The organism is Zobellia sp. B3R18 (assembly GCF_018860715.1).
Taxonomy (GTDB): Bacteria; Bacteroidota; Bacteroidia; order Flavobacteriales; family Flavobacteriaceae; genus Zobellia; species Zobellia russellii.
Window position 1 is genome coordinate 625,263 of the sequence record NZ_JAHKQG010000011.1, and the last position, 18,393, is coordinate 643,655.

Below are 18,393 nucleotides of genomic sequence, written 5' to 3' on the forward strand. Positions count from 1 at the left end.
ATGTTAGTTTTTAACATTGCGTTTCTTCTTAACTTTAAGTTTATAGTTTCTTAATACTTAACGGACAATAGGCAATTGTATAGGTCATAGCCGTAACCTTTTGATGATAAAGGCGTATTTTTACAGCTCAAATTCTCAACATGGAAAAACAAAGATGTGGTTGGTGCAAAGGAGATTCGCTTTATGAAGCTTATCATGATGAAGAATGGGGATCTCCCGTAAAAGAAGACGATACACTATTTGAATTTTTGGTCCTAGAGACCTTTCAAGCCGGATTAAGCTGGATTACTATTTTAAGGAAACGCGAGAATTTTAGAAAAGCATTTGACAATTTTGACTATAAGAAAATTGCTTTATACGATGAAAATAAAATTCAGGACTTGCTCCAGGATGCGGGCATCATTAGAAACAAATTAAAGGTTAGGGCAACAGTTTCCAATGCTTTAGCGTTTATGAACGTGCAAGAGGAGTTTGGAAGTTTTAGCAATTATATCTGGGGATTTGTAAATCACTCTCCCCTTAAAAGCAGCTACGAACATTACAAAGATGCTCCCGCTACAACAAAGATCTCGGATGCTCTGAGCAAAGATTTAAAAAAAAGAGGTTTTAAGTTTGTAGGCAGTACCGTTGTATACGCTTTTATGCAAGCCGTAGGAATGGTAAACGACCATGTAGTTTCTTGCTTTAGGTATGATGAAGTCTAAATTGTATAAAATTTAATTGTTATGAATTTTAAGTCCGTCTCTTTTCTAGTCCTGTTTTTTACTCTTTTTACTAGTATGGCCTTTGCACAAATAAAAGATGAGCGCGAACATCGTATTAGAAAATCGCAGTTTCCCGAAAATGCACGCCTATTCATACATCAAAAGCTGATAAATGCCAAGCGCATTCGTTTTTACAAAGAGATAGATGGTGATAAAATAAGCTATGAGACCAAATTTAAAAAAGACCGTTTAAAATACAGCATTGAATTTGATGCACAGGGCAAATTAGAAGATATTGAAATTACTATAACCTCAGTAGACATCCCTAACGAGGCTTATGCAAAGATAACTTCGTACTTGGAGAACAACTTTAAAAAATATCGAATACAAAAAATTCAACAGCAGTATATTGCCGATGAAAATGATATTGACCAGACCTTAAAAAACGCCTTTCAAAATCTAATGTTACCTTCCATAAAATACGAATTGATCATTGATGGAAAGCGCGAAAAAAGCTTTGAAGAATTTGAAATACTTTTTAATGCCGAAGGCAAGTTTGAACTGATTAAAAAAGCGTTACCACCAAACTATGACCACGTACTCTACTAGAACGCTTTTTATTGCTTTTGGTCTACTTTTAAGCAGCTTAGGTTACTGTCAAGAAAACACTACGGGCTATTTTGAGCCCGATATTTCGCTCAACTATAAGGTAAGCCCAAATTACTCACACAACTTTAAGATTGCCCAACGGGCCTATATTTTCAAAGACGATTTTAAATATCAAGTAAGACAACTGGACCTTTCTCATTTTTCAACTATAAAAATTGGGTTTGAGCAGAGTATAGCCCTAGGCGTACAATATAGATTTAGGGATTCTTTTGATGCTCCGGGAGAAAACGAGCTGAGAATAACCGAACAGTATAAGTTTTCACATGTTTATGAAAATATAACCGTAGGGAGCCGTTTACGTGCCGAACAACGCATAAGCCCATCACAAACAGTTCATCGTTTTAGATATCGCTTATCTATTGATGCTCCGTTAAAAGGAGAAGAATTGGATATTGGCGAGCCCTATGTTTCAGCATCTACAGAATCCTTGTTGAGCGTAGCCAAAGGCAACAAACCTGTTTATGACCAAAGGATTACCTCTCATATGGGCTGGCTATTAAACCGGGAAACCAAATTAGAAGTGGGTGGAGAATATCGTGCGGAGCATTACACCCATGAAACACAACATATTTTCTTTTTATTGACCTCTCTTATTTTCAGCCTCTAAGATTTTAATGAATTCTTTTCGCGGAATTTCTTCTGCTCCAAGGCTTTCTAAGTGATCGGTATGTATTTGGCAATCTATAAGTTTATAATTTTCACCTTCTAACTCTTGGGCCAGATTAATAAAGGCAAATTTTGAAGCATTGCTAACCTTACTGAACATACTTTCCCCACAAAAAACCGTACCCAAGTCTATACCGTAAAGTCCGCCTACGAAGTCATCATTTTCCCATACTTCGTACGAAGTGGCAAACCCATTTTCATGCATTTTTAAATATGCATTCTTCATACTTTTGGTAATCCAAGTACCGTCTTGATCGTGTCTTTTTATACTGGAACACGCCTCTATTACCTGCTTAAAACAAGTATTTTTTGTTAGTGTAAAACGGCCGTCCCGCAGTATTTTGCGCATGCTTTTGGAGACTTTTATTTTATGGGGAAATAAAACCATTCGTGGGTCCGGGCTCCACCATAGAATCAATGAATCATCATTGAACCAAGGAAAAATTCCACTTTTATAGGCCAGTAACAAACGTTCTACAGATAGGTCTCCGCCAGCTGCCAAAAGACCGTCATAATTAGCATGTTCCACAGCGGGAAACGCCAATTCTTCAGACAAAAAAACTATAGAATTTCTGGATTCTTGGTCCTGCACTTTTGGGGTTATGAGATATACAAAAATACAAAAGCCCCATTAGACTTTATATCCTTGGGGCTTTTTAACATTACGATTAAAACGTTTGACTCCTAAAAAGGCAAATCGTCGTGATCTTCTTCGTTAAGGTTATCGGCAGGCTGAAAAGCTTCCGCTGGTGGAACAGGAGGCATTCCCGGTGCACTTTGCTGAGTCTGAACGCCTTCAATTCTCCACCCTTGTATAGAGTTAAAATATTTAACCTCACCTTGTGGGTTGGTCCACTCCCTACCTCTTAAGTTGATGCTGATTTTTACATCTTGACCAACACTAAAGTTGTTTAATAAGTCCGTTTTGTCCTGTACGAACTCTACCATTATATGTTGTGGATATTGCTCCTCTGTTGTTACTACTATTTCGCGCTTTCTAAACCCATTGTTACCAAACGTTTGGGTTTCTCCTACCATCTTTACTTTTCCTTGAACTTCCATGATTATGAATTATATGTGAACTAATTTTTATAGCAATAAAAGTAGTTTTAATCGCATAATTCACCTAAAAAAACAAACAGAAGTTATTAAAGGTTATGAGCTATAGTTTATAAAAGAACTTTATACCCAAAGATGGGTTTGGTCCAAACCTTTTACCTATATCTTCATAAAGAGAAGTATACCACTCCCTAAAGATATCCGCACTCTGCTGATTAATAATATTGGCATATGCACTTGTACGCCAGCGCAGGCCAATACCCCCGTAGAAATTGATGCCCGCTTTTTTTCCCAGATTTAACAGTAAACCAAATTTTAGATGGAAACCATACTTTTGTCGTGTAAAATCCGCTTGGTCATAGGTGTAGTTTCCTGAGCCTCCCGACTGGTAATCACCATTTAAAAAAGTATTGGACTGATCTACATAAAACAACTCCGCCGCTAGATATTTTAAAGTTCTTAGTTTAGGATTAAGTATATAATAAAATTCAGGTCTTACTTCCCACAAGCGATAACTTTCGCCTAAATTTTCATTTAAAATAGCCATTCCTTTACCACCATAGCCCACGTCCAGACCCATTTTCCAATGCCCTTTTATATGTTGAATATACCCCAAACGCAATCTAGGGGCGTATGTATCCAACAATGAGAAAGGGTTAGCAGTTATGTATGAATCCGACCCTATATGATGGGAGCCTCTATTTTCTTGGGAGAATATTTTTGAAGTGATGGCACAGCAAAGCAATAGGATAAGGAAAGAAGGTTTCATAATGGGCAAATTTATACGTGGCTATTATTTTGCCCTGAAACAGTTTCATCTGATAAAACCCTACTAACATACCGGTTTTCCAGTAGTTTTACTCTGCCAATAATGTCTTCCAAGCAGAAAGCACATCGTTTTTTCGCAAAAACTCCTGAGCTTTTAATTCCAATGGTTTTCTTTCCCCACCACTGATAAGCGAACGTATTTCTACATGTGCGGACACAAACTCTTGTACTGCATTCTGATCGGGAACTTCCTCTACATTACCCAACATGCCCAAATCGTTTCCGGTGAGCACACTACTTGTCCTTATGTGTTCCGGTATATTGTCTACACCAATACCTAAAGTAGAAAGAGGTTTAGGTACTTCAAAAAGTCCCAAATTGGCCCTACTGTACCAATTACCGCCCATTCGGGCTACCTGATCTATTTTTCGTTGATCAATGGCACCGTTTTCATCCAAAACATCCGGGTCTATATGCACTTTAACTACCTCGGCAAAAATTAAATTTCCTGCTCCTCCCTCACGCCCCAAGGCTTCAACCTTCGTTACCTTACACTCAAACTGCACCGGTGATTCAGCCACACGAAAAGGTTTTACAATATCCGATGGCACCATGGTGAGTCCGGCCTTTTCAAATTCATTTACATCCTTTCCGTATTCCGTACTGGACAAGGACATTTGTTGTACCATATCATAATTAACAATGTTGACCACTACCTCCATAGTTAATAATACATTTTGCAATGTATGCTTGGTGGTATTGTCCCGCACTCTTCGTGCCGGTGAAAAAATCAACACAGGCGGATTGGCACTAAAAACATTAAAAAAACTGAAAGGAGAAAGATTAGGATGCCCTTTTTCATCTACGGTACTCGCAAACGCTATTGGCCTAGGCCCTACAGCTCCTAAAAGGTAACCATGTAACTGTGCGGTAGAAACCGCCTCCGGAAGTACTGAAATCATCTCTTTTGCCATGGCATAAAGGTAAGAAAATTGCCTGCATTAAATGCAAGACCCCAGATAGCCTATACACCATTTTCTTCTTATTTACGTTATCTTTGATGAATTCCGTCTATACCAAAATTGAAGTACGCACGGATTCTAAAAGCTATTTATTCGGATGAATTTTAATCCTAAGAACAAATCTTCCAATCTTATTTTACTCATTGCATCCTTTGCTATTGTGAGTCTTATACTTTGGAATACGAATAGTTTCTTTAAAAAATTCAAAGAGGAAGAACGTCTTAAAATGGAAATTTGGGCCACGGCGCAATCAGAATTCCAACAATCTTCGGAAGATGCTGATTTAGGAAACCTTCATCTTAAAGTGTTCCAGAACAATACCTCTACCCCAATGATTCTGGTAAACAAAGACGGGTCTGTCAAGACCAATAATATGGCCAAGGACAAGGTTGTAGATTCCGTTTATGTACAGAATCAAATACTAAAATTTCAGAATGAGAATATTCCCATTTCCATTGATCAACAGGGCGAACATTTGGCCACTTTATACTATGGCAACTCCGAGGTACTGAATAAGTTAAGGTACTACCCCATTGCCCTTTTGCTCATCATATTTCTTTTTGCGGCGGTAATTTTCTTCTTTTTCAAAACTAACAAGGCTTCCGAACAAAATAAACTATGGGCGGGAATGGCCAAAGAAACGGCACACCAGATCGGTACGCCCCTTTCTTCTTTGTTAGGCTGGAACGAGCTTCTAAAGACGGAAAACATTAACCCGGAGATTACAAAAGAAATAGCAAAGGATATTTTTAGGTTGGAAACCATTACCGAAAGATTTTCCAAAATTGGTTCATTACCTAAGTTAGACCCACATGATATTGTTAAAGAAACCAGAGATGCGTATGAATATCTTAAATTGCGAAGCTCAAAACTTATTGAATTTTCTTTTAGCTCCAATGTAGACCACCTTCAGGTTATGCTGAATGTTTCATTGTTTAACTGGACTATTGAGAACCTGGTTAAAAACGGTATTGATGCAATGAAAGGCAAAGGAAGCATTCATATTGATATTATTCAGGAAGGGAAACAGGTTCATATTAGGGTTTCGGATACCGGCCATGGGATTCCTAAAAGCGATTTCCAGGCTATTTTTAACCCTGGGGTTACCAGTAAAAAAAGAGGTTGGGGACTAGGACTTTCCCTAGTCAAAAGAATAGTGGAAGAATACCATAAGGGGAAAATAAAAGTACTTTCGTCGAATAAACAGGGTACAGTTATGCAACTTACCCTAAAGACACTAAGTTAGAAGGCTAATCTATAAAAAGTGAAATTTCATATTTCTTATACGCAGTAAAATGGCAAAGGAAAAGTTAGTAATGATAAAAGAAGCGGACCTGACAAACAACTGTCCGGAATGTTTTAATCAAGATTTAAAGCTTTCATTTTACCAAAAACACAAAGCGGGGAAACTTTTCAATTCCATTACCAACGAGGTTACCTCTAAAATTGTCTGCAATAAATGCGGTACGGACATTTATCCGGTAAGTTGGACGGACGATATTGAACGAAGTTTTAAATACTATGAAAAAATGGTCATCCCGGACCGTAGTACATTAACGTTTACTTCCTTGTTTTGGATACTTTCCCTCCTATTGATAGCTGTAGTAGCTGCGGGAGTTTATTTCCTGATTCAATAATGCCTATTGAAGTGCGGCCCTAATTTTTTCGGCCGTATCCTTAAATTCCTCTTCTGACAGCGAAACCTTATGTTGAAACGTTGCATTTTGCATATTCGTAAGCGGAATAAGATGCACATGTACATGAGGTACTTCTAGACCAATAACGGTCATACCCACCCTCTTGCACTCAATGGAAGCCTCTATGGCCTTACCAACTTTTCTCGAAAACGCCATAAGGCCCATGTAGGAATCCTCATCAAGATCCATGATCTTGTCTACTTCTTTTTTAGGAATACACAACGTATGCCCTTTGGCATTGGGGTTGATATCCAAAAAAGCAAAATAATTATCGTCCTCGGCTATTTTATAACAAGGAATTTCGCCGTTTATAATCTTTGTAAAGATAGATGCCATTGTAGATAGTTTTAAGACCTTGTTATCTCTAAAATATCAAATTTTAATGTACCGTTAGGCACTGTAATTTCGGCTGTTTCACCTACTTTTTTCCCTAACAAGCCTTTGCCAATAGGAGAATTAACGGATATTTTACCCGATTTAAGGTCCGCTTCACTTTCGGCAACCAATGTATATTTCATTTCCATACCGTTGGTCTGGTTTTTCAACTTTACCGTTGATAGCACCAAAACCTTAGAGGTATCTAGTTGTGATTCATCAATTAAGCGTGCATTGGACAAAGTCTCTTCCATCTTTGAAATCTTAAGCTCCAACAGACCCTGTGCTTCTTTTGCGGCATCGTACTCGGCATTCTCAGATAAATCTCCTTTATCCCTTGCCTCAGCAATCGCTTGAGAAGATTTAGGACGCTCAACATCTTTTAGATAGTTAAGCTCGTCTCTTAATTTTTGCAATCCTTCTTTTGTATAGTAAGATACGTTACTCATATGATACTCGTTTAAAACATCTTGTAAAATAAGAAAATCCTCTACATACACCGCTACATTAACGGTTATTTTAGAGAGGATTTAACGCAAATATACATAATTTTTGTTCAATTTTGTTCCATGCATTTTAATTGATAATTCTGCCATGAAGTATTTTTTAAGCTTTTTTATTATGATATTCTTACTCTCATGCAGTAATGATGGTGTAGTTCGCAATCCCTACCTGCAAGAAGTAGGCTTTAGGTTTGATATGAACCTAAACCTGCCCCTATATAGCAAGCTCACGAACATTGGCAGCATTGTTTTTGTTGAGAATGCGGGAGTTGGGTTAAAGGGAGTCTACGTAATTCAATCCGGTATTGATCAATACAGGGCTTTTGAGGCCTCATGCCCCAACCATGTACCTAACGACTGCTCGCAAACTGTACTAAACGGTATAGTTGCTACCTGTGGTTGCGAAGATTACGAATACAACCTGTATACCGGCCAGCTGACCAATGCCCCAAAGGATGACGAACGGCGTTATGACATGCTAGAGTATCGCGCTACAAGAAGTGGCAATATTGTATTGATTTCAAACTAAGCCTGCTTATTCGTTCCTATAACGCTCCATAATATCTTTAAATAACTCCCCGGAGCTTGGAGGTGTATATGATATGGCGTTGGCACCTGCTTCTATGGCCAATTGAATGGTCTCATCTGTCTTTCCTCCGGTAGCTATAATAGCCACCTCTTCATCAATATCGCGTATGCGCTTAATGATATCGGCCGTTTTTCCTGCACCGGAAACATTAAAAATATCAATCCCCGCTTTTATTCTGCCTTTTATATCATCTTTCTCGGATACTATGGTAATGGTTACCGGTATATCTATTCTATCCTTTAACTGTCTGATAAGATCATTAGGTGCCGGTTTATTCAAGACCACACCCAAAGCACCTTGAAAATCTGCATGCACCGCCAACTCTACAGAACGGTTACCGGTTGTAATTCCTCCGCCCACTCCGCAAAAAATAGGTTTGTCCGCCGCCAAAATCAACGCGTTGGAAATGGTGGGTTGTGGCGTAAAAGGATATACGGCAATAATGGCATTGGCGTTTGTATTTCTAATAATGGCCACATCCGTACTAAACAGAAAGGACTTCAACAACTGCCCAAAAACCCGTATTCCCGAGCACTCATCTATAATCTCGGGAACCGACACAATGTTCTTACGCAGCTTACTACCAAAAGCAGGTATTTTTTTCATATAGTTGGAATAAATTCTTTGTGAAATTTTAAAAGCGATGGACCTAGCCCGTTACAGCTTACCCAAAATACTATCCATTACCCAACTGGTATGCAAAGCTGTTTCTCCGGTTGAAGGATGCCGTTTTCCACCAGACAGGTCTTCCTCCAAGTTTTCTACGTGAAATTGCTGCACATGCTCCGGATGCGCTATGAACAATTGTGTTTTTCCTTTTGCATTGGCAAGGACCACATCGGCCTCTTCAAAAACAGAAAAACTGATTTTACCTTCACTCCCGTATATTTCCACTAAATCCTCTCTTTGGTGAGTGCCAAAATTCCAAGTACCGGAACCTGTAATTCCGTTTTCATGAATCCAATGACCTGTTACTGCATCTTTGGCCGAGTACAGCCCCTGTTGGTTCAAGGCAGTTCCCAAGACGTTTTTAAAATCTCCCAACAGATAAGCAAAAAGGTCTAGACCATGACTGGCCAAATCATCAAAATAACCTGCCGGGGCTACTTTGGAATCCGCACGCCAATTGTATGCACCACTTAAGTCCATAGCATTGGGAGGCTTTCCCAAAAACCAACGAATATGTCTCACTTGTCCTATTTCATTAGCATCCAACCATTCTTTCACCTTTAAAAAACGAGGCAATGACCGGCGATAATACGCCACGAACAACGGTAAATTCTTCTGTGTGAACGCCTGCTGAATCTCAAGACTATCCGCATAGCTCGGAGCCATTGGCTTTTCTATACAACAAGGCTTTCCCGCAGCAGCAACTTTTAATGCATACAGTTTATGGCTATCAGGAGGAGTGGCAATATAGACGGCATCCACTTCGGTATCATTTATCAATGCTTCTGCATCTGAATAATATTTGGATATACCGTGCCTTTGGGCATAATCTGCTGCTTTTTCCGCATCACGGCGCATGACGGCAACTACCTCAAAACCTTCTGTTTTTTGATAGGCAGGTCCGCTTTTTACCTCGGTTACATTTCCACAACCTAAAATACCCCAGCGAACTTTTGTTCTTTCTTCCATATAGTCCATACTTTGAATCTGTAGTAAAAATAACAGATTTAAGAACAGCTTGTAAAGCCTAGAGAAACTAATTCAACAAGTTATTGACGCAATCCGTTTAGGAAAAAAATTACTATCGCACTTAAAACCTAACCGTTGCTCCCAATAAGAAATTAGTACCCGCCTGAGGGTAATATCCTGCTCCTTCAATAGTCTGAACCGAACCTGAGGAATTATCATCATACGTATAGAAATATCCGTTGGAGACTATATCCTCATCAAAAATGTTATTTACCAGTGCAGATAAAGTGATACGCTTTATTACCGACTTAAAATTAAGCACATACTGTACATTAAAATCTGTTTGCGAATAGGCTTCCAAAATAGAATTTTCTGAATCTATATTACCCATATACTGCTCGCCTACGTATTTGGACAGTGCCGAAATCTGAAGATTTTTTACCGGAGAATATGCAAAACGATTGCCTATGACCACATTTGGAGAATACGCAATATTGGTATTCCCAAGGTCGCGCAGCACCCCGTCTCGTTCAAAAAAGAAATCCAAGTTCTTATTTGAACTGATGGCAATATTGGGTTGTATTTGCCATTTTTCACCCAAAAATATATTGGCATCCAACTCAAGACCTGCACGGTAGCTATCTCCTACATTGGCACGCAACGGCGCTCCCACATCGTTTAACTGCCCTGTTAGCACCAGTTGGTCCTTGTACCTCATATAATAGGCATTGGCATTCAATTGAAATGATGTGGACACATAGCGCCAACCCAACTCAAAATCGTTCAATTTTTCAGGTTTTGGGCTTCCGCTTTCATAATCGTTTCTATTGGGCTCACGATTGGCCACCGCATAACTGAAATAAAAATTGTTGTTTCGGTTTAAATCAAACACCACTCCGGCTTTAGGGTTGAAAAAGTGAAACGTATCATCTACCAGACCTGTTTCCTCGCCATTAGCCGTATACCCCACCCTTCTATATTGAAGATCTGCAAAAAGACTCCACTTATCGTTTAGCCCGTAATTGGCCTTGCTGTAAAAATTGAAATCCGATTTATTGGAATCGTCTTCATAATAGCGATCACGAATCTGGTTATCATTTGAATAACGCGCCCAAATGACTTCTCCAAAATGATCGCCTTGGTAGGAATTCCAGCCTCCGCCTAAAATAACATCCAAACGGTCTTTGGTATAATTAGCAGAAAAAACGGTCCCATAAAACTTGTTATCCAACCAACGGCGGCGGATATAATCGGTAGAAGTGATTTCTTCGCCATTTAAAATGAAATTGTCTCGACCAATAAAATTTAATTGCGAATCCCCTTCATATAAAACATTGGTATAGTAATAATCATCCACATATTCTTCAAAAAAACCACGTCCATTCGTAAAATGTAAAGCAAGGTTAAAACTCCATAAATCCGATAGCTTTTCGTTCCAAAGAAATTGAGCATGATTTTGCCTGTAATTATCTTCCTGCTTATCATAAAACCCTTCTAAATCGCCATTGTCATCAAGTTTCACACCCCCAATATTGAAAGAACGATTCGAATCAATGTTACCATCTTGCCCAATGCGATTAATTGGCGAAGGGTCAAATCCAAACCAAGATTGGTAAGTAACCTCATGCCCTCCAAATAGCAATGCTTTTAACTGCGTTTTTTCATCTGTGTAAGCCGCTTGAAGAAAATAGGAATCCAAAGCTGACGAAGCCCTATCCACATACCCATCCGAACTTATTCTTGAAAGTCGCCCTGAAATTTCAACATGGTCGTTTAGCAATCCCGTACTGAATTTTATATTGTTCCGCAACGTTTTAAAACTGCCTATAGAAGATGAAATTTGAGCATACGCTTCATCCGCAACCGCATCAGTCAACAAATTAAGACTAGCACCAAAAGCACCTGAACCATTGGTAGAGGTACCCACACCACGTTGCAACTGCAAACTCTCCGTAGACGAAGCAAAATCCGGCATGTTTACCCAAAACGTACCGTGAGATTCAGCATCATTGTAGGGTATACCGTTAATAGTTACGTTTACACGTGTATTGTCACTACCACGTACCCGAATACCTGTGTACCCAACACCTGCACCGGCATCTGAGGTAGTTACCACACCCGGCAAAAAGTTCATGAGAATAGGAATATCCTGACCCAAGTTACGGGAGGCGTACGCTTCCTTTTTTAGATTGGAGAAAGTAACAGGAGTGGCCTTGTTGACCCTTATGGCAGAAACAAATACTTCATCTAGGTTTATTTCCTTGCCCGTTACAGAGTCAATTTCTTTTTCTTGAGCAAAAGCTGGGCCTATTATTCCTATAAAGACCGCTAGTATTACAATGTATTTCATTCGTATAAATTAGCTACGAATAAAAGGGGCGTTATTCTGATTTTAGATTGATTTCCGTCCGGTAGTGGACATACATAATTCCAAGAAGTGATAGAATCACTATCCCTTGGCAGCATTACCCGCCCAGGTTCATTGGGTATAATCTCAGCTCATCCTGAAACAAACAAAACACGGTTGGTTTTATCTGATACAACAAGAGTTTGCACCCCTTTGAGATGGCGCAAAGATAGGTACGGACTTCCATATTTCATAACTAATTCAAGCAAAAGACCTACCAGGACCGCTTCCTAACCAATTGGGTCAAACAATTAACGGTTATTTGTAAACCCTAAACGCATTATATACGTATTTTTAAAACACCTTTAGTACACATGATCCCCTATGGCGAACACCTCTAGAAAATCCAAGAACAAGTTTACCTTGAAAATTATTGCCAGCTACCTTATTTTGGCATTATTGGCAGCGGGTGTAGGGTATTTTGTGTACACCGAAATACAAACCTACATTTCTACCGAAACTGCCGAGGTAAACGATGAAAAATTATTACGTACAAGTTCTTTAATGACCAATCTTTACGAAGCGGAAAGTCTGTCTAAACTGGCGCTGCAGAGCAATGAAAAATTAAATTTTGATGCCTACGCCCTTAAAATTGACTCCATACAGGTAGAGATTGACACGCTAAAGAAGTTGATGCTGGGCGAAGAACAAAAAGGACTTTTGGACAGCCTGCAGGTTCTATTGAACCAAAAGGTGAACAACAATAACGAACTACGTAGTTTAAAAATCAAAAGCAACTCCGCCAACTCTTTGGACAAAGCACTTAAGGAATTTGAAAAAATAGAAGAATCGTTCGGTAAATTCTCTGCCGAGAATCTATTTACAAATTTTGAACAACTCTCCCCCAAAGTACAGCAGTCACTACGCGAATATGCCGATTTGATTAACAGAAACGCACCAAATTCCGGAGACAACACAAAGAATGCCGCCTATGTAGACTCTATTTTGAACGTTTCAAAAGCCATGTTGCGCAGAGCAAAATTTGTGGATACACGATCACAACGCTCTTTGGCCCAAAAAGAAATTGAGGCTAACCGCAACGACCTTGAATTGTCTAGACAGCTACAAAATATCATTGCCGCATTTGAAAAAGAAATAATCACGAGCAGTTACAATACCAGTATCGTAAAACGGGAAACCTTAAAAAGAACCACGCGTATTGCCGGTATGGCCGCATTACTAGGTTTTCTCATTGTTGGCATATTCTCTTTCCTCATTACCAGGGATTATTGGAAAGTACAGACCTACCGTGTACGATTGGAAAAAGAAAAGAAATTTTCGGAATCCCTTTTAAAAAGTCGGGAACAGTTAATTTCTACCGTTAGTCATGACCTACGAACACCCCTAAATACCATTAGCGGTTATAGCGAATTGCTTGAAAGCACAGAACTATCTCGCAAGCAGAGCGGCTACATTAAAAACGTAAAATCGGCATCTGAGTATGTGGGGAATTTGGTAAACGATTTATTGGATTTTTCTAAACTGGAGGCCGGTAAGCTCAAGATTGAGAAAGTACCCTTTATACCTGCGCACCTTATTCAGGAAACCGCAGAAAACCTACAGGCAATTCACGCCAACAAAGGTTTAAAATTAGTGTTGGAAATAGCTCCTCAATTACGGCAAACCGTATTGGGAGACCCCTTTAGGATCAGACAGATCCTCACCAATCTCATGGGCAATGCCTTTAAGTTTACAGAAGAAGGACAAATTAAAATTACCGCTACCGCGGAAAAAGGAAAGGATAAAGCCATTTCCGTACGTATTCAGGTAAGTGATACCGGTATTGGTATCGCCAAAGAAAAACAACATCTTATATTTAAGGAATTTACGCAAGCGGATAGTAATACCGACAAGAAATTTGGCGGTCACGGATTGGGACTTACCATATCCAAAAAATTGGCAGAACTTCTTAAAGGAAAATTAACCCTTGAAAGTAAACTGGGCCTGGGAAGCACATTTACCTTGTTGCTTCCTCTGGAAATAACGGATGCAGTAGAGAAGCCCACCCAAGAAATGCCCTATTTGGCACCAAAACTGCGCATGCTTATTATTGATGACGATACGGCCCTGTTACATATGTTAAGGGAACTGGCCGAAAGTATGGGAATTACAGCGCATACCTTTACCAATTTTCTATCCATAGAAAAAGACTCGCATCTTGCGTATGATTTAGTATTGACCGATATTCAAATGCCACAGGTAACCGGTTTTGAAGTCTTAAAAAAGCTGCAATCCGGGGTATATAAACACTACACGAACCAACCTATAGTTGCGATGACGGGCAGAAGGGATTTAGGGCCCGAAGCGTATATAGGAGTAGGTTTTTCTCAAGTCTTGCAAAAACCCTTTTCCAAAGGCGAACTCATAGCTACGCTAAAACTACTGGGCATAACTACCCAAAAGCAAGAAGAGAGCGAAGAAAAAACGGAAGTCTCCGATCAAGGTCCTAAGCTGTACAATCTTGATATTATCCATTCGTTCTTAGGAAAAAACGAAGATGCCATCCAAGACGTATTAGGAACATTTTTGAGCGATACCAAAACCAATATGCAGCTTCTTGAAGAAACGGTAACCGCAAATGATTACCCACAAGTAAACCATTTGGCACACCGCATGCTACCCATGTTCAGGCAATTAAAAGTAGAAAACTGTGTAACACTTTTGGAAAAAATGGAGCTCTGCACGCCCCAAGACCTTGACCCGGATATGCTCTCTAGCTCATTTACGGTTCTAAAACACGATGTTAGAAAACTAGTAACGGAATTGGAAGAACGCCTGGCTACAAATCAAGATTATAATGGTTAATTTTATTGTAGAGCGTCTTTCTGGTCACCTGTAGTAATTTGGCCGCTTTTGATTTGTTGAAATTAGTTTTCTTCAAAGCTTTGATGATTCGGTCTTTTTCAAATTCCGATTTTGAAAAATTCTCTATGGGAGTTTCCTTTTCTTGCGGCTGAAGTACTTCTTTGGGCAAGGCATCCAATTGCACCTCATCACCTGTGGTTAACAGTACCGCTCTTTTTACCACGTTCTGCAACTCCCTTAGGTTACCCGGCCAATGGTATTCTTGAAAGGCCTCCCAAACTTCACCGGAAAAACCATCTACATTTTTATCTAAACTAGCATTGGCCTTGTTCAAGAAGTTTTCCGCAAAAAGCACTAAATCGTCGGAACGTTCTTGTAGCGAAGGTATTTGAATAGAAAATTCGTTCAATCTGTGAAAAAGGTCTTCTCTAAAAGTTCCTTTTTCCACGGCTTCCGTTAAATCTTCATTGGTTGCCGTAATAATTCGTAAATCAACATTTATTTCTTTGGTACTCCCTACACGTTTTATCTTTCGTTCCTGAAGGGCCCGAAGCAACTGTATCTGGTTCTCATAAGATAGGTTTCCTACCTCATCCAAAAACAAGGTTCCCTTATTGGCCGCCTCAAAATTTCCGATTTTGTCCTCTACCGCGCCGGTAAAACTTCCTTTTATATGTCCAAAAAACTCACTTGTAGCCAATTCTTTGGGTATAGCCCCACAATCTACAGCAATGAAATTAAAATCTTTTCTCTTACTGTTATCGTGAATTGCCTTAGCGGTTACCTCTTTTCCGGTACCGCTTTCACCAGTAATCAATACGGACATATCTGTAGGTGCCACTAGCTTTATGTAATCGTCCAGCTTTTTAGAGGCATCACTAATGCCTTTAACAATAGTACTCTTGCCACTATTTTGACTTGGCTGTTTCTCAACTTTAGGCTCGGCACTATTTTTTCCTTCATTGGTTTTTGGAGCCGTTTTTACCACTGTAGCGGATTCTACCTTTAAGGCATTATCCAAAATCATCACAATCTCGTCTGGAGTAAAAGGCTTTGAAATATAGTCGAACGCTCCCTTTTTCATGGCGTTTACGGCAGTACCTACTTCGGCATAACCCGTCATAACAATAACTTGGGTCTGCGGACTTACCTGTTTGATATCCGTTAGAAGTTGAATACCGTCATAATCGGGCAAACGTAAATCGGTCAGAATCAAATCAAAATTGGTTTTACCGAATTTATCTTTGGCATCTGGGGCAGTAAAACTGGTCTCTACTTCGTAACCGTGTCTGGTCAAAAACTTTTGGAGCATTTGACAAAATGCGGCATCATCTTCAATGATTAAAAGGTTTGGCATAAAAGCAATCTAGTGTTCTGTATCTATCTACGTAAAAATAGCACAAGAAAGCTGTTTCTCCTCTAAATTTATCATAAAAGATACTTATAGAAGTGGTCCAAAACGCAAAAAAGGAACCGTTATCGCACGGTTCCTTTCTCAAAATTGGTTCGGAATCTCTTCCGACAATTTAGCTATTTTTATTGCTCAATAGCGTTACCTTCTTCATCAACGATCAAGGCACCAGAAGTACCATCTTCCAAAGAAACTTCCAACTTGTACTGGTTAGCTTCGTTTTTGTGTGCTTTGTTGATAGTTGCTCCTGGGTAGTTAGTCTCTACCATTGCAGTTACCGCTTCTGGAACTTCTTCCAAAGCTACTTCAGAAAACTCCTCTTGAGCTACAGCTTCAGTGGCTGTATCCTGAGCTTCAGTTGCATGCTCTTCTTGAGCGAATGCAGTTAAACTTCCTAATGCAAATACGGTGGTGATAAATAATTTTTTCATGATATTCTTATTTTATATATGTTAACAATTAATGGTGATATGTTATTGTTATAGGGGGAACAATGAAGTTAATCCCTTCTTATTGTTGAATAGGGTTTCCTTCTTCATCAACGATTAGGGCACCAGAAGTACCGTCTTCCAAAGAAACCTCCAACTTGTACTGGTTAGCTTCGTTTTTGTGGGCTTTGTTGATAGTTGCTCCTGGGTAGTTAGTCTCTACCATTGCAGTTACCGCTTCTGGAACTTCTTCCAAAGCTACTTCAGAAAACTCCTCTTGAGCTACAGCTTCAGTGGCTGTATCTTGAGCTTCAGTTGCTTGCTCTTCTTGAGCGAATGCAGTTAAACTTCCTAATGCGAATACGGTGGTGATAAATAATTTTTTCATTTTGTTCTTATTTTAATGTGAATATATATAGTGGTAATTAATTTATTTGGGGGAACTCTTTAAGGTGATTCTTATTGCTCAATAGCGTTACCTTCTTCATCAACGATTAGGGCACCAGAAGTACCATCTTCCAAAGAAACTTCCAATTTGTACTGGTTAGCTTCGTTTTTGTGGGCTTTGTTGATAGTTGCTCCTGGGTAGTTAGTCTCTACCATTGCAGTTACAGCTTCTGGAACTTCTTCTAAAGCCACTTCAGAAAACTCTTCTTGAGCAACAGCTTCGGTTGCTGCAGTTTCAACAGCCTCGGCAGCTTGTTCTTCTTGAGCGAATGCAGTTAAACTTCCTAAAGCGAATACAGATGTGATAAATAATTTTTTCATGATATTAAGGTCTTATGTTTATTAATAATTGATTTCCCTTAGTATATAGAAAAGATGATACCAATATTTTAAAAAACCACAATACACTAAATAACAGGTGTTTACAATATTTTATCCTTTTTGAAAGTGTGTATTATTGTAAAATACTGTTTCATTTGGGTAATAATTCCACAGTATACATTACTCAATCACCAACCTGTTAAGTGCACAATTGGCCTACCATTAAAGCAAAATGGTATTACAGAAAGCAACACCAAAACTATTGGCTCCCATAACGAGCTATAAAATGACAAATACAGAAAAGTGATAACCCAAAAAAATCCGGATGTAGATTACACCGGATACTATACTTCGGATTAAGAGGAGCCCTATATAGCGGACAAAATAGTTTAAAACCGAAACCTTATTAAATATAGAAAGGGGCTGCAGATGCAACCCCTTTCTGACCAAACCAACTTGATACAAAACAAATAACTCAAGTTATTTACATTTCAATCCAGTTACCATTTTCGTCAGCATATAAAGTACCTGCAGTACCATCTTCTAGAGATACTTCTAGCTTGTATTGTTTCGCTTCGTTAGCGTATGCTTTGTCTATAGATGCAGTAGGATAGTTTTTAGCAACTGCTGCTGTCACAGCTTCTGGTAATTCATCTGCTGATACTTCAGAAAAATCATCCTGAGCGGCTACTGCCTCTGTTGCTGTTGCTTCAACTGCTGTTGCTTCTTCTTGAGCAAAAGCTGAAAGACTTCCTATTGCGAAAACTGCTGTGATAAATATTTTTTTCATGATCGTATGCTTTATTTAATATTCTGATATGTATATAGAAATAATGATACCAAAACACCCCGAACAACACAAATAACTGTATTCTAGATACTTA

At 39.1% G+C, this 18,393-nt stretch carries 21 protein-coding genes; 7 read left to right on the plus strand and 14 right to left on the minus strand.

The genetic code is table 11. The features are described 5' to 3' along the window. Positions 1-140 precede the first annotated feature (140 nt). The 3 genes from KO513_RS09085 to KO513_RS09095 are packed head-to-tail and all read left to right on the plus strand — an operon-like array spanning position 141 to position 1,980. Complete coding sequence (locus KO513_RS09085; RefSeq protein WP_215913123.1) at positions 141-704, plus strand: DNA-3-methyladenine glycosylase I; 564 nt, start codon at positions 141-143, stop codon at positions 702-704. Positions 705-725: 21 nt separating this feature from the next. After that, entirely contained in the window at positions 726-1,313 is a 588-nt protein-coding gene (locus KO513_RS09090; protein WP_215913124.1) for a hypothetical protein, read from the plus strand. Then, positions 1,294-1,980, plus strand: coding sequence for a DUF2490 domain-containing protein (locus KO513_RS09095; RefSeq protein WP_215913125.1), 687 nt, complete (start codon positions 1,294-1,296; stop codon positions 1,978-1,980). Before KO513_RS09090 ends, KO513_RS09095 begins: the two co-directional genes overlap by 20 nt. Here KO513_RS09095 and aat read toward each other — a convergent pair. From aat to KO513_RS09115, 4 genes are all read right to left on the minus strand, one after another. Next, the gene (gene aat / locus KO513_RS09100; RefSeq protein WP_371735541.1) at positions 1,951-2,631 is read right to left on the minus strand and encodes a leucyl/phenylalanyl-tRNA--protein transferase; all 681 of its coding nucleotides are present in this window, start codon (positions 2,629-2,631) and stop codon (positions 1,951-1,953) included. The genes KO513_RS09095 and aat overlap by 30 nt on opposite strands. Before the next feature lie 92 nt (positions 2,632-2,723). Then, positions 2,724-3,101 (minus strand): DUF3127 domain-containing protein, encoded by a 378-nt coding sequence (locus KO513_RS09105; protein ID WP_215438712.1) that lies wholly within the window; start codon positions 3,099-3,101, stop codon positions 2,724-2,726. Positions 3,102-3,201: 100 nt separating this feature from the next. After that, positions 3,202-3,867 (minus strand): hypothetical protein, encoded by a 666-nt coding sequence (locus KO513_RS09110; RefSeq protein WP_215913126.1) that lies wholly within the window; start codon positions 3,865-3,867, stop codon positions 3,202-3,204. An 88-nt stretch (positions 3,868-3,955) separates the two neighbouring features. Next, positions 3,956-4,840: a flavin reductase family protein gene (locus KO513_RS09115; RefSeq protein WP_371735543.1), complete on the minus strand. Its 885-nt coding sequence runs from the start codon at positions 4,838-4,840 to the stop codon at positions 3,956-3,958. A gap of 145 nt (positions 4,841-4,985) precedes the next feature. Here KO513_RS09115 and KO513_RS09120 point away from each other — a divergent pair, with 145 nt between their 5' ends. Together KO513_RS09120 and KO513_RS09125 are read left to right on the plus strand one after the other, a co-directional pair. Continuing rightward, entirely contained in the window at positions 4,986-6,134 is a 1,149-nt protein-coding gene (locus KO513_RS09120) for a sensor histidine kinase (protein ID WP_215913127.1), read from the plus strand. A gap of 49 nt (positions 6,135-6,183) precedes the next feature. Next, positions 6,184-6,525 carry a hypothetical protein gene (locus KO513_RS09125; RefSeq protein ID WP_215913128.1) on the plus strand — a complete coding sequence of 114 codons (342 nt, stop codon included), beginning with the start codon at positions 6,184-6,186 and terminating at the stop codon, positions 6,523-6,525. Positions 6,526-6,528: 3 nt separating this feature from the next. Here the strand turns inward: KO513_RS09125 and KO513_RS09130 are convergent, their stop codons facing one another. After that, positions 6,529-6,921 (minus strand): HIT family protein, encoded by a 393-nt coding sequence (locus tag KO513_RS09130; protein WP_215913129.1) that lies wholly within the window; start codon positions 6,919-6,921, stop codon positions 6,529-6,531. 11 nt (positions 6,922-6,932) lie between these two features. Then, a complete protein-coding gene (greA, locus tag KO513_RS09135) occupies positions 6,933-7,409 on the minus strand; it encodes a transcription elongation factor GreA (RefSeq protein WP_215438717.1) in 477 nt (158 codons plus the stop codon). 172 nt (positions 7,410-7,581) lie between these two features. On the opposite strand from greA, the gene KO513_RS09140 reads away from it, so the two are divergent. Continuing rightward, on the plus strand, positions 7,582-7,992 hold the full coding sequence (locus KO513_RS09140; protein WP_215438718.1) for a hypothetical protein: 411 nt from the start codon (positions 7,582-7,584) through the stop codon (positions 7,990-7,992). Positions 7,993-7,998: 6 nt separating this feature from the next. Here KO513_RS09140 and KO513_RS09145 read toward each other — a convergent pair whose 3' ends face one another. The 3 genes from KO513_RS09145 to KO513_RS09155 all read right to left on the minus strand — a co-directional run bounded on the left by KO513_RS09145 (position 7,999) and on the right by KO513_RS09155 (position 12,040). Next, positions 7,999-8,658 (minus strand): hydrolase, encoded by a 660-nt coding sequence (locus tag KO513_RS09145; protein WP_215913130.1) that lies wholly within the window; start codon positions 8,656-8,658, stop codon positions 7,999-8,001. A 51-nt stretch (positions 8,659-8,709) separates the two neighbouring features. Beyond that, positions 8,710-9,690, minus strand: coding sequence for a Gfo/Idh/MocA family protein (locus KO513_RS09150; protein WP_215913131.1), 981 nt, complete (start codon positions 9,688-9,690; stop codon positions 8,710-8,712). 121 nt (positions 9,691-9,811) lie between these two features. Next, on the minus strand, positions 9,812-12,040 hold the full coding sequence (locus KO513_RS09155; RefSeq protein WP_215913132.1) for a TonB-dependent receptor: 2,229 nt from the start codon (positions 12,038-12,040) through the stop codon (positions 9,812-9,814). A 381-nt stretch (positions 12,041-12,421) separates the two neighbouring features. Here KO513_RS09155 and KO513_RS09160 point away from each other — a divergent pair, with 381 nt between their 5' ends. Beyond that, the gene (locus KO513_RS09160; protein ID WP_215913133.1) at positions 12,422-14,902 is read left to right on the plus strand and encodes an ATP-binding protein; all 2,481 of its coding nucleotides are present in this window, start codon (positions 12,422-12,424) and stop codon (positions 14,900-14,902) included. Here KO513_RS09160 and KO513_RS09165 read toward each other — a convergent pair. The 5 genes from KO513_RS09165 to KO513_RS09185 all read right to left on the minus strand — a co-directional run bounded on the left by KO513_RS09165 (position 14,877) and on the right by KO513_RS09185 (position 18,299). Further along, complete coding sequence (locus tag KO513_RS09165; RefSeq protein ID WP_215913134.1) at positions 14,877-16,259, minus strand: sigma-54-dependent transcriptional regulator; 1,383 nt, start codon at positions 16,257-16,259, stop codon at positions 14,877-14,879. The genes KO513_RS09160 and KO513_RS09165 overlap by 26 nt on opposite strands. Positions 16,260-16,438: 179 nt before the next feature. Then, positions 16,439-16,744: a hypothetical protein gene (locus tag KO513_RS09170; protein ID WP_215913135.1), complete on the minus strand. Its 306-nt coding sequence runs from the start codon at positions 16,742-16,744 to the stop codon at positions 16,439-16,441. A gap of 79 nt (positions 16,745-16,823) precedes the next feature. Then, the gene (locus KO513_RS09175) at positions 16,824-17,129 is read right to left on the minus strand and encodes a hypothetical protein (RefSeq protein WP_215913136.1); all 306 of its coding nucleotides are present in this window, start codon (positions 17,127-17,129) and stop codon (positions 16,824-16,826) included. 71 nt (positions 17,130-17,200) lie between these two features. Next, positions 17,201-17,509: a hypothetical protein gene (locus KO513_RS09180; RefSeq protein WP_215913137.1), complete on the minus strand. Its 309-nt coding sequence runs from the start codon at positions 17,507-17,509 to the stop codon at positions 17,201-17,203. 484 nt (positions 17,510-17,993) lie between these two features. Then, positions 17,994-18,299 (minus strand): hypothetical protein, encoded by a 306-nt coding sequence (locus KO513_RS09185; RefSeq protein ID WP_215913138.1) that lies wholly within the window; start codon positions 18,297-18,299, stop codon positions 17,994-17,996. Positions 18,300-18,393: the final 94 nt, after the last annotated feature.